Here is a 9,800-nt window from a genome sequence, read left to right as displayed (position 1 = left end):
CCTGGTTCAACACCACACGAGGCCACACACACTGCCAGGGTCTGAGCCCGGTCCAATACCGGGCCCAGACCCTCGCCGCCTAGACTCTTAATTAACGAGTCCAACCACCGGGGGACCAGTCAGGTCGGAGGCGCCCTTCGCTCCGCAACTGCCGAGCCCGGCCCCTCACTCGTCGGAGCGGGGGCCGGGTGACGTTTCACTCCTCTCGAGCCGGGCGGGCCTCCGGCGGAAGCACACCCCAGTCGATGAGCTGCTCGGTGAGCTCGCCCGGCGTCATGTCGTAGATGATGGCCAGGGATCGCAGGTCCTCGGTGCGGATGGACAGCACCTTGCCGTTGTAGTCACCGCGCTGGCTCTGGATGGTGGCCGCGTAGCGGGCCAGCGGGCCCACCTTCTCCGCAGGCAGCTGCTGCAGCCGTTCCAGGTTGATCACAACTTTGGTGGCGGGCTCGGCGCCGGACGGCACCCGCCCCTCCGGAAGCAGTTCCGCGACCGGAACACCGTAGAAGTCGGCCAGCTCGGCCAGCTTCTGCACCGTGACGGCGCGGTCGCCTCGCTCGTAGGACCCGACGACCACGGCCTTCCACCGCCCGCCTGACTTCTGCTCGACGCCGTGCAGCGAGAGACCCTGCTGCTGGCGGATAGCGCGGAGCTTGCCGCCCAGCGCCTTGGCGTAGTCGCCCATGTGGCGTTTCTCCGTTCGTTCGCCCCGTCAGCCGATAACGGCGACCGGGGAGTAAAGCTCAGATCGATACGGAGAGTAATGTTCGCTCGCAAGCGTCACCAGGTCAAGTTGGTCTTCCTCGGCAATGCGGCGAGTACCACCACACCACCCGGTCGATTGACCTCCGGGCGCTGATAGCGTACAGGGCAGCCCGGCAGCCGACAGCGGTCCGCCACTGCCGCCACTGCGGGGCAGGTCACACGCCATCCTTTAAGGACCCGTCCAGTGAGGCGGGGAAGGAGGTCGCACCGTGGCGTCACGCCACCCGGCGGGCGCGACGGATCCGGTCGAGCAGCGGGAGCTGCTGTCGGCCGGTGACGTTGCGCGCACGATAGCCCGCATCGCCCACCAGATCATCGAGAAGACCGCGCTGGACACCGGTCGCAGTGATGTCGTGCTGCTGGGCATCCCCACCCGCGGCACCTCGCTCGCGCGGCGGCTTGCCACCAGGATCACCGAGTTCAGCGGCGTGACCGTGCCCACCGGCACCCTGGACGTCACGCTCTACCGCGACGACCTGCGGCACCGGCCGAACCGGCCGCTGGAGCCCACCAGCCTGCCCGCCCAGGGCATCGACAACGCGCTGGTCGTGCTGGTCGACGACGTGCTGTTCTCCGGCCGCACCGTGCGGGCCGCCCTCGACGCCCTGCGCGACCAGGGGCGGCCGCGGGCCGTGCAGCTGGCCGTGCTGGTCGACCGCGGCCACCGGGAGCTGCCGATCCGCGCCGACTACGTGGGCAAGAACATCCCGACCGCGCGTGCCGAGGACGTCGCGGTCCGGCTCACCGAGGTCGACGGCGCCGACGGCGTGGTGCTGCGGCGCGGGACGGGGGCGGCGGAATGAACGACGATCGCGCCCCTGTCGTTGCTGGAGCTGCCCGGGTGCGGCGCCGGAAATCGGAGGCGAGCTGATGCGCCACCTGCTGTCCACCGAAGGTCTCGACCTGGCGACCGCCACGAGCCTGCTGGACACCGCCGACACGCTCAAGCAGACGCTGCTGGGGCGCGAGGTGCGGAAGCTGCCGACGTTACGCGGCCGCACCGTCGTGACCCTGTTCTACGAGAACTCCACCCGCACCCGGGTGTCCTTCGAGGTCGCGGGCAAGTGGATGAGCGCCGACGTGATCAACGTCTCGGCCAGCAGCTCCTCGGTCGGCAAGGGCGAGTCGCTGCGTGACACCGCGCTGACGCTGGCCGCCGCCGGGGCCGACTGCGTGATCATCCGGCACCCGGCCTCCGGGGCCGCGCACCGGCTGGCCGGGTGGCTGGACGAGGCCGGCACCCACGTCGTCAACGCCGGCGACGGGATGCACGAGCACCCCACCCAGGCGTTGCTGGACGCCGCGACGCTGCGGGAACGGCTCGGCGAACTGGCCGGGCGCCGCATCGCGATCGTCGGCGACCTGCTGCACAGCCGGGTCGCGCGCTCCAACGTGCACCTGCTGCGCACCCTCGGCGCCGAGGTGGTGCTGGTGGCGCCGCCGACGCTGGTGCCCACCGGGGCCCAGCACTGGGGCGTGGAGGTGCGCCACGAGCTCGACCCGGAGCTGCCGAAGCTCGACGCGGTCATGATGCTGCGGGTGCAGGCCGAGCGAATGCACGGCGCGTTCTTCCCGTCGGCCCGCGAGTACTCCGTGGCCTACGGCCTCAACCAGGCACGCCTCGACAAGCTGCCCGAGCATGCCGTGGTGCTGCACCCCGGCCCGATGCTGCGCGGCATGGAGATCGCCCCGGCGGTGGCCGACTCGCCGCGGGCCGCCATCACCCAGCAGGTCCGCAACGGCGTGCACGTGCGGATGGCGGTGCTCTACCACCTGTTGGCCGGAGAGGAGATCGCGGCATGAGCCGGGTGCTGTTGAAGGACGTCCGCCCGTACGGCGAGGGCGAGCCGGTGGACGTGCTGGTCGACGGCGAGGTGATCGCCGAGATCGGCACCGAGCTGGAGGTGGACGCCGACGAGATCGTGCACGCCGGCGGCGCGGTGCTGCTGCCGGGTTTCGTGGACCTGCACACCCACCTGCGGGAACCCGGCCGGGAGGACGCCGAGACGGTGGAGACCGGCTCGATGGCCGCCGCGCTGGGCGGCTACACGGCGGTGTTCGCCATGGCCAACACCGACCCGGTCGCGGACAACGCGGTGGTCGTCGAGCACGTGTGGCGGCGCGGCCGCGAGATCGGCCTGGTCGACGTGCACCCGGTCGGTGCGGTGACGGTGGGGCTCAAGGGCGAGAAGCTGGCCGAGCTGGGCACCATGGCCCGGTCGGCCGCGGGCGTGCGGGTGTTCTCCGACGACGGGCACTGCGTGCACGACCCGCTGATCATGCGGCGCGCGCTGGAGTACACCAGCAGCTTCGGTGGCGTCGTCGCCCAGCACGCCGAGGAGCCGCGGCTGACCGTCGGTGCGCAGGCGCACGAGGGCGCCAACGCCGCTCGGCTGGGCCTGGCGGGCTGGCCCGCCCCCGCCGAGGAGGCCATCGTCGCCCGCGACTGCCTGCTCGCCGGGCACACCGGCGGCGCGCTGCACATCTGCCACGTCTCCACCGCGGGCACCGCGGAGATCCTGCGCTGGTGGAAGTCCCGGGACGCCGCCGGGCGGGTGTCGGCCGAGGTGACGCCGCACCACCTGCTGCTCACCGACGACCGGCTGGACACCTACGACCCGGTGAACAAGGTCAATCCGCCGCTGCGCACCGAGGCCGACGTGCTTGCGCTGCGCCGGGCGCTGGCCGACGGCACGGTGGACTGCGTGGCCACCGACCACGCCCCGCACGCGGCGCAGGACAAGGACTGCGAGTGGTCCGCCGCCCGGCCCGGCATGCTCGGCCTGCAGACGGCCCTGGGTGTGGTCGTACACACGATGGTGCGCACCGGTCTGCTGGACTGGCGCGGCGTGGCCCGGGTGATGAGCGAGCGGCCCGCCGAGATCGCCGGGCTGGCCGACCAGGGGCGGCCGGTGGCCGCGGGCGAACCGGCGAACCTGGTGCTGGTCGACCCGGACGCCGAGTGGACGGTGCGGGCCGCGGAACTGGCGAGTCTCGGGCAGAACTCGCCGTTCGACGGCATGCGACTGCCCGGCCGCGTGGTGGCGACGCTGCTGCGCGGACGACTGACCGCGCACGAGGGCAAGGTGAGGCGCTGATGGAGCGCTGGGCGTGGGTGCTGGCGCTGGCCGCGCTGGCCGGGTTGGTGTTCTTCGGGATGCGTCGGGGCTGGGTGAACCGGGCCCGTCGGCAGGCCGCCGAGCTGCCGGACTTCCCCGTGCCGCCCGGTGACCTCGGCAAGGAGCTGCTGCCCGCCGCGACCGGCCTGTACGTGGGCACCACCAGGGCCACCGACTGGCAGGACCGCATCGCGGTCGGGGACATCGGGCACCGCGCGAACGGCACGGCGCACCTGTACGCCGCGGGTCTGCTGCTGCGACGAACCGGGGCCAGCGACGTGTGGATCCCGGCGGAGTCCGTGGTGGACGCCCGGCTGGACCACAAGCTGGCCAACAAGGTGGTGCCGGGCGCGGGGCTGGTCGTGGTGACCTGGCGGCTGGGCGACCAGCTGCTGGACACCGGCTTCCGCGGCGACGACAAGACAACGCAGACCGACTGGGTCGAGGCGGTCCGGGCACTGGCGCCTGTGGACGATCCGACCGGACACGACACCGCGGGTTCGCGGCAGGAGGAGAAATGACCGCGCACGAAGCGGCACTGGTGCTTGAGGACGGCCGGATCTTCCGGGGGGATGCCTACGGCAAGGTGGGCCGCACCCTCGGGGAGGTCGTGTTCACCACCGGCATGACGGGCTACCAGGAAACCCTGACCGACCCGTCGTACCACCGCCAGATCGTGGTGCAGACCGCGCCGCAGATCGGCAACACCGGCTGGAACGACGAGGACGACGAGTCGAAGCAGATCTGGGTCGCCGGCTACGCGGTGCGCGACCCCGCCCGGCGGCCGTCGAACTGGCGCTCCCGCCGTTCCCTGGACGAGGAGCTGGCGCGTCAGGGCGTCGTGGGCATCGCCGGGATCGACACCCGCACCCTGACCCGGCACGTCCGAGAGCTGGGCGCGATGCGCGGCGGTATCTTCTCCGGCCCGGAGCTGGGCAGCGACGAGGAGATGGTCGCCGCGGTGCGGGCCAGCGCCGGGATGGTCGGGGCGTCCCTGGCCGGGGACGTCACCACCGCCGAGCCGTACGTGGTCCCGGCGATCGGGCAGAAGCGGTTCACCGTGGCCGCGCTCGATCTGGGCATCAAGTCCAACACGCCGCGGATGATGGCCGAACGCGGCATCGAGGTCCACGTCCTGCCGCTGTCGTCCACGATGGACGAGGTGCTGTCGATCAACCCGGACGGGCTGTTTCTGTCCAACGGCCCCGGTGACCCGGCCACCACCGACCAGCAGGTCGAACTGGCCCGTCAGGCCCTGGACCGCAGGCTGCCGCTGTTCGGCATCTGCTTCGGCAACCAGATCCTGGGCCGCGCCCTGGGCCGCGGCACCTACAAGCTGCGCTACGGGCACCGCGGCATCAACATCCCGGTCATCGACGCCGAAACCGGCAAGGTGGCGATCACCGCGCAGAACCACGGCTTCGCCGTGGAGGGCGAGCCGGGCGAGGAGTTCGGCACCGACTTCGGGCGCGCGATGGTCAGCCACCACTGCGCCAACGACGGTGCGGTTGAGGGCCTGCGGCTGCTCGACGGTCCGGCGTTCAGCGTCCAGTACCACCCCGAGGCGGCGGCGGGACCACACGACGCCGCGCCGCTGTTCGACAAGTTCGTTGATCTGATGAGTGAGGCTCGCTGATGCCGAAGAGGACCGACATCAAGCACGTTCTGGTCATCGGCTCCGGGCCGATCGTGATCGGCCAGGCGTGCGAGTTCGACTATTCCGGCACGCAGGCGTGCCGGGTGCTGCGGGAAGAGGGCCTGCGGGTCTCGCTGGTGAACTCCAACCCGGCGACGATCATGACCGATCCGGAGTTCGCCGACGCCACCTACATCGAGCCGATCACCCCCGAGTTCGTGGAGAAGGTGCTCGAGAGCGAGAAGAACGCCGGGCGGCCGGTCGACTGCCTGCTCGCGACGCTGGGCGGCCAGACCGCGCTGAACACGGCGGTGGCGCTGCACGAGCGCGGCGTGCTGGAGAAGTACGGCGTGGAGCTGATCGGCGCCGACATCGACGCCATCCAGCGCGGTGAGGACCGGCAGCGGTTCAAGGACATCGTCCGGTCCGTGGGCGGCGAGGTGCCGGAGTCGGCGGTGTGCCGTTCGATGGAGGAGGTGCGGGCGTTCGTCGCCGAGCACAGCCTCCCGGTGGTCATCCGGCCCAGCTTCACCATGGGCGGCCTGGGCTCCGGCATGGCGCACACCCCCGAGGAGCTGGAGCGGATGGCCTCCTTCGGGCTGGCCGAGAGCCCGGTGCACGAGGTGCTCATCGAGGAGAGCGTCCTCGGGTGGAAGGAGTACGAGCTGGAGCTGATGCGCGACAACGCCGACAACGTGGTCGTCATCTGCTCCATCGAGAACATCGACCCGATGGGCGTGCACACCGGCGACTCGGTGACGGTGGCGCCGGCGATGACCCTGACCGACCGCGAGTACCAGCACATGCGCGACGTGGGCATCGCGGTGCTGCGCGAGGTCGGGGTGGACACCGGTGGCTGCAACATCCAGTTCGCCATCCACCCGGAGACCGGCCGGATGGTGGTCATCGAGATGAACCCGCGGGTGTCGCGGTCCTCGGCGCTGGCGTCGAAGGCCACCGGCTTCCCGATCGCCAAGATCGCCGCGAAACTGGCCGTGGGCTACCGGCTGGACGAGATCCGCAACGACATCACCGGCGAGACCCCGGCGAGCTTCGAGCCGACGCTGGACTACGTGGTGGTGAAGGTGCCGCGGTTCGCCTTCGAGAAGTTCCCGGGCGCGGACCCGGAGCTGACCACGACGATGAAGAGCGTCGGCGAGGCGATGGCGGTGGGCCGCAGCTTCTCCGAGGCGCTGGGCAAGGCGTTGCGGTCGATGGAGACGAAGGCGGCGGGTTTCTGGACCAAGCCCGACCCGGAGGACGCGACGGTCGAGTCGACCCTGCAGGAGCTGCGCACCCCGCACGACGGCCGCCTGTACACCGTGGAGCGGGCGCTGCGACTGGGGGCGACCGTGGAGCAGGTGCACGAGGCGTCGGGCATCGACCCGTGGTTCGTGGACCAGATCGCGGCGTGGGTGGAGCTGCGCGCGGAGCTGGTGGCGGCGCCGGTGCTGGACGCGTCGCTGCTGCGGTGCGCGAAGCGGGCCGGGTTGTCGGATCGGCAGATCGCCGCGCTGCGGCCGGAACTGGCCGGTGAGGACGGGGTCCGCGCGCTGCGGCACCGGCTGGGCGTGCGCCCGGTGTACAAGACGGTGGACACCTGCGCGGCGGAGTTCGCCGCCCGCACCCCGTACCACTACTCGGCCTACGAGTCCGACCCGGCGGCCGAGTCGGAGGTCACCGAGCAGCGCGACAAGCCGAAGGTGATCATCCTCGGCTCCGGCCCCAACCGCATCGGTCAGGGCATCGAGTTCGACTACTCCTGCGTGCACGCCGCGATGGCGCTGAGCGAGGCCGGATACGAGACCGTCATGGTCAACTGCAACCCGGAAACGGTCTCCACCGACTACGACACCTCGGACCGGCTGTACTTCGAGCCGCTGACCTTCGAGGACGTGCTCGAGGTGGTGCACGCCGAGCAGCAGTCCGGCACGGTGGCCGGGGTGATCGTGCAGCTTGGCGGCCAGACCCCGCTGGGCCTGGCGCAGCGGCTGGCCGACGCGGGCGTGCCGATCGTGGGCACCCCGCCAGAGGCGATCCACCTCGCCGAGGACCGCGGTGCGTTCGGTGACGTGCTGGCCGGGGCCGGCCTGCCCGCGCCGAAGTACGGCACCGCGACGTCGTTCGAGGGCGCCAAGCGGATCGCCGACGAGATCGGCTACCCGGTGCTGGTGCGGCCCTCGTACGTGCTGGGCGGTCGCGGCATGGAGATCGTCTACGACGAGGCGTCGCTGGAGAACTACATCGCCCGGGCCACCGAGGTCACCCCGGAGCACCCGGTGCTGGTGGACAACTTCCTCGACGACGCCATCGAGATCGACGTGGACGCGTTGTGCGACGGCACCGACGTCTACCTGGGCGGGGTGATGGAGCACATCGAGGAGGCCGGTGTCCACTCCGGCGATTCGGCGTGCGCGCTGCCGCCGATCACGTTGGGGCGTCAGGACATCGAGCAGGTGCGTCGGTCCACTGAGGCCATTGCGCGCGGTATCGGCGTGCACGGTCTGCTCAACGTGCAGTACGCGCTCAAGGATGACGTGCTGTACGTGCTGGAGGCCAACCCGCGCGCCTCGCGGACGGTGCCGTTCGTGTCCAAGGCGACCGCGGCACCGCTGGCGAAGGCGGCGGCGCGGATCATGCTCGGTGCCAAGATCGCCGACCTGCGCGCCGAGGGCCTGCTGCCCGCCGAGGGCGACGGCGCCGACCTGCCGGTCGACGCGCCGGTGGCGGTCAAGGAGGCGGTGCTGCCGTTCCACCGCTTCCGCACCCGCGAGGGCGGGGGCGTGGACTCGCTGCTCGGGCCGGAGATGAAGTCCACCGGCGAGGTGATGGGCATCGACACCTCGTTCGGACAGGCGTTCGCCAAGTCGCAGGCCGGGGCCTACGGGTCGCTGCCGACCTCCGGGCGGGTGTTCGTGTCGGTGGCCAACAAGGACAAGCGGTCCCTGGTGTTCCCGGTCAAGCGGCTGGCGGACCTGGGCTTCGAGATCCTGGCCACCAGCGGCACGGCCGAGGTGTTGCGCCGCAACGGCATCCCGTCCACCGTGGTGCGCAAGCACAACGAGGAGTCCGGGCAGGAGCGCGACATCGTCGAGCTCATCAAGGCGGGCGAGGTCGACATGGTGATCAACACGCCGTACGGCAACCCCGGCCCGCGGGTGGACGGCTACGAGATCCGCACCGCGGCGGTCTCCCGCGACATCCCGTGCATCACCACGGTGCAGGGCGCGGCGGCCGCGGTGCAGGGCATCGAGGCCGGCATCCAGGGCAACATCGGGGTCCGGCCGCTGCAGGCCCTGCAGGCGGCGCTGCGGCAGAGCGACGGCCGGTCATGAGCGACGACCCGATCCGGGAGGGCTTCGGGCGGCGGCTGACCGACGCGGTGCGGGCCCGGGGTCCGCTGTGCGTCGGCATCGACCCGCACCCGTCGCTGCTGATGGCGTGGGACCTCGACGAGAGCCCGCGCTCGCTGGAGCGGTTCTCGATGACCGCGGTGGAGGCGCTGGCCGGTGAGGTCGCGGTGCTCAAACCGCAGTCGGCGTTCTTCGAGGTCTACGGGTCGGCCGGGATCGCGGTGCTGGAGAAGGTCATCCGCGAGGCCCGGCAGGCCGGGGCGCTGGTGCTGCTGGACGTCAAGCGCGGCGACATCGGTTCGACGATGACGGCGTACGCGATGGCCTACCTCGATGAGCAGGCACCGCTGGCGGCGGACGCGGTCACGGTGTCGCCGTACCTGGGCTACGGCGCGCTGGCACCGGCGATCGGCATCGCCGAGCAGACCGGGCGCGGGGTGTTCGTGCTGGCCCGCACCTCCAACCCGGAGGGCGCTGGGCTGCAGCAGTCGGTCCACGGCAGCGGTGACTCGGTCGCCCAGTACGTGGTGGACTCGGCGGCGGAGACGAACGCCGGTGCGGAGCCGCTCGGCCACGTGGGGGTGGTGGCGGGTGCCACCATCCACCCGGGCGAGCTGGACTTCTCCCGCCTGAACGGGCCGATTCTGGCGCCCGGGCTGGGCGCCCAGGGCGCGACCGTGCAGCGCCTGCACGAGGTGTTCGGCGACGCGCTGCCGAACGTCCTCCCGGCGACGGCCCGCGACATCCTGCGCCACGGCCCGACCCCGGAGGGCCTGCGCGCGGCGACCAACCGGGTCCGCGACGAGCTCACCCAGCTGCTCAACGCCTGACCCATGGGTGCAGGGCACCTCCGCCCACGTCGGTACGGGTGCCCTGCACCGCAGGGGTGCCGCCGCGCGGGTGCGGCTTCTGGTACGAAGGTCGACG

General features: G+C 71.6%; 9 protein-coding genes. 8 read left to right on the top strand and 1 reads right to left on the bottom strand.

Annotation, left to right across the window (positions count from 1 at the left end; translation table 11 throughout):
- On the top strand, positions 1–83 hold an 83-nt coding region (locus IEY17_RS26175; RefSeq protein ID WP_188991767.1), incomplete at its 5' end, for an IS3 family transposase.
- A 113-nt stretch (positions 84–196) separates the two neighbouring features.
- Here the strand turns inward: IEY17_RS26175 and bldD are convergent.
- Entirely contained in the window at positions 197–685 is a 489-nt protein-coding gene (bldD, locus tag IEY17_RS24495) for a transcriptional regulator BldD (RefSeq protein ID WP_009943043.1), read from the bottom strand.
- Between the two features lie 289 nt (positions 686–974).
- On the opposite strand from bldD, the gene pyrR reads away from it, so the two are divergent.
- The 7 genes from pyrR (at position 975) to pyrF (ending at position 9,703) form a co-directional block, all read left to right on the top strand.
- Positions 975–1,568 (top strand): bifunctional pyr operon transcriptional regulator/uracil phosphoribosyltransferase PyrR, encoded by a 594-nt coding sequence (pyrR, locus tag IEY17_RS24490; RefSeq protein WP_188991757.1) that lies wholly within the window; start codon positions 975–977, stop codon positions 1,566–1,568.
- A 67-nt stretch (positions 1,569–1,635) separates the two neighbouring features.
- Complete coding sequence (locus IEY17_RS24485; protein ID WP_188991755.1) at positions 1,636–2,568, top strand: aspartate carbamoyltransferase catalytic subunit; 933 nt, start codon at positions 1,636–1,638, stop codon at positions 2,566–2,568.
- Complete coding sequence (locus IEY17_RS24480) at positions 2,565–3,863, top strand: dihydroorotase (RefSeq protein ID WP_188991753.1); 1,299 nt, start codon at positions 2,565–2,567, stop codon at positions 3,861–3,863. Before IEY17_RS24485 ends, IEY17_RS24480 begins: the two co-directional genes overlap by 4 nt.
- Entirely contained in the window at positions 3,863–4,405 is a 543-nt protein-coding gene (locus IEY17_RS24475; RefSeq protein ID WP_188991751.1) for a PH-like domain-containing protein, read from the top strand. Before IEY17_RS24480 ends, IEY17_RS24475 begins: the two co-directional genes overlap by 1 nt.
- On the top strand, positions 4,402–5,520 hold the full coding sequence (gene carA / locus IEY17_RS24470) for a glutamine-hydrolyzing carbamoyl-phosphate synthase small subunit (protein WP_188991749.1): 1,119 nt from the start codon (positions 4,402–4,404) through the stop codon (positions 5,518–5,520). The genes IEY17_RS24475 and carA overlap by 4 nt, the downstream gene beginning before the upstream one ends.
- On the top strand, positions 5,520–8,855 hold the full coding sequence (gene carB, locus IEY17_RS24465; protein WP_188991747.1) for a carbamoyl-phosphate synthase large subunit: 3,336 nt from the start codon (positions 5,520–5,522) through the stop codon (positions 8,853–8,855). Before carA ends, carB begins: the two co-directional genes overlap by 1 nt.
- Positions 8,852–9,703, top strand: coding sequence for an orotidine-5'-phosphate decarboxylase (pyrF, locus tag IEY17_RS24460; protein ID WP_188991745.1), 852 nt, complete (start codon positions 8,852–8,854; stop codon positions 9,701–9,703). Before carB ends, pyrF begins: the two co-directional genes overlap by 4 nt.
- The last annotated feature ends 97 nt before the right edge of the window (positions 9,704–9,800 follow it).

It is taken from the genome of Saccharopolyspora thermophila (assembly GCF_014646075.1).
Taxonomy (GTDB): Bacteria; Actinomycetota; Actinomycetes; order Mycobacteriales; family Pseudonocardiaceae; genus Saccharopolyspora; species Saccharopolyspora thermophila.
This window is presented reverse-complemented; position numbering and strand designations above follow the sequence as displayed.